This window comes from Arthrobacter sp. P1_A5 (genome assembly GCF_056406825.1).
On record NZ_JBFTZL010000328.1, the window covers coordinates 1 to 1,906 of the forward strand.

The window sequence follows — 1,906 nt, forward strand, 5'->3', positions numbered from 1 at the left end:
GATCATGGGCGCCGGGGCGGGCGGCGCAATGTACCGTGGCGGGGCCGGCGCAACGGGCGGGGCAACATACCGTGGCGGCGCCGGCGCAACGGGCGCGGCAACGGTCGACGGCGGAGCCGCGCTGCTGGCGGGGTCCTTGGGCGACGGTGAGGGGTTCCCCGTCGCAGGAACTGACGGGACTGTGTAGGGGGCCGGTGCCGGCGTCGCTGTGTGCCCGCCGAAGCAGGCCCCCAGCAGCAGGATGGCGCCCAACGCCGCGGCGGCAGTCGCCGGGCGAAGAATCCTCATTGTGCTCTCCTTAGGGATGGCCGGCCAGGGGCGGCCGGACCTGTCCCTACAACGGTTCCGGCAGCCTGCAGGTTCAACACGGACTGCGGCCATTGACCGCGCCGGGCGCAAGTGAACTGTTTGCCGCCCGGCGTCGTCCTACCTCCAAGGAGGCGGAAATGTCCGATCAGGAGGCCGAGTTACTGCGATCGCTGCAGGAGGCTTACGGCCCGGCGCTATGGCGGTTCGTCATGGGAATGACGCGTGACAGCGCCCTGGCGGACGACGTCGTGCAGGAGACGCTGATCCGCGCGTGGAAACACCCGGCGATTCTGCAGCGCCCGGAGCCGGCGGTGCGGGCCTGGCTTTACACGGTCGCCCGCAATCTCGTCATCGATGACCGGCGCAGCGCCCGCCGCCGGCACGAAACGGCAACCGACCAGCTGCCAGAGATTCCGGAGGCGGACCGGGTCGACAGGATCCTGGACGGGTGGCTTGTCTCGGATGCGCTCGCCGGGCTGTCCGCCGAGCACCGGGCCGTCGTCATTCATTCGTACTATTTGCGGGAGACGACCGCCGAGATCGCGCAAAATCTTCAACTGGCCGAGGGAACAGTGAAGTCGCGCCTGCACTACGCGCTGAGGGCGATGAGGCTGGCCCTTCAGGAGGGAGGCGTGACGCCATGAACCGGAACGGAACCGATGAGTACCGGCGCTGGGATGCCGCGTACGTGCTGGGTTCCCTCGTCTCCTCTGAGCGGCACGAGTTCGAGGAGCACCTGTCCGGCTGCGCTGGCTGCAGGGCCGCCGTCGCCGAACTTGCCGGACTGCCGTCGCTGCTGGCAGCACTCTCACCCGAGGAAGCCCAGTCCCTCGGGCGGACTGACGGCGAACGGCGGACACCGACGTTGCAGCCCGGACTGGCGCGCAAGGTCCAGCGCGGCCGCCGGCGCACCCGCCTGGCTGTCGCCGGGATCATGCTGGGCGCCGCTGCCGCCGCGGGCGCGGTTTACGTTGAGGTCACGGCCTCCCCGCCCCCGGCTGCCCAGATCCAGGCCGCATCCGCGACGGCCCTGAACTTCACCCCGGTCGCCGACAGTGCCATGGTGGCCACCGGATCCCTGACCACGCAGCCGTGGGGAACGCAGATCGACTGGCAGTGCACGTACACGCCGTCCCCGGCCGACTATGCTCTGCCGGGCGGTCTCCGCGCGCCGGAGGAGTACGGATTGGTGATTCTCGACTCCCGCGGCGCCACCACCCAGGTGGCCACCTGGACAGCAACGCCGGGGACAGTGGCGACACCGACGGCCACCACAGTTGTCCCGAGAGCCGATATCCGCAGCATTGAAATCCGTGCCGTCGCGAGCGGCAAGACGCTCCTGGCCGCGCACCCGTAGCGCCGGCACACCCGCGTGCACGAACGGGGCCGCACCCGTGCCCGCGCCGGCGGGGCGCCGGCGGGTGGATCAGCGGCGCGGCGCCGGATGGATGGCCAGGACTCCATTGCAGGGACAATGGAGGCGTGACTTCCGCGAACACACCCCTGGACCCAGCCTGCGCGAAGGGGMTCTTCGACCTCGACGCCATCGGGGCTGGCCTGGCTTTTGCGGAATCGCTGGGAGCCCTCGCGGCGGCAT

The 1,906-nt window shown here is 70.3% G+C and carries 3 protein-coding genes; all 3 read left to right on the plus strand.

Going from position 1 to position 1,906, the window contains the following annotated elements; all coding sequences use genetic code 11:
* A partial coding sequence (locus AC1D1S_RS20965; RefSeq protein WP_476995429.1) for a hypothetical protein occupies positions 1-187 on the plus strand: 187 nt, incomplete at its 5' end.
* Positions 188-446: 259 nt separating this feature from the next.
* Entirely contained in the window at positions 447-953 is a 507-nt protein-coding gene (locus AC1D1S_RS20970; protein WP_028276775.1) for a sigma-70 family RNA polymerase sigma factor, read from the plus strand.
* Positions 950-1,666: an anti-sigma factor family protein gene (locus tag AC1D1S_RS20975; protein ID WP_243177807.1), complete on the plus strand. Its 717-nt coding sequence runs from the start codon at positions 950-952 to the stop codon at positions 1,664-1,666. Before AC1D1S_RS20970 ends, AC1D1S_RS20975 begins: the two co-directional genes overlap by 4 nt.
* Positions 1,667-1,906 lie beyond the last annotated feature (240 nt).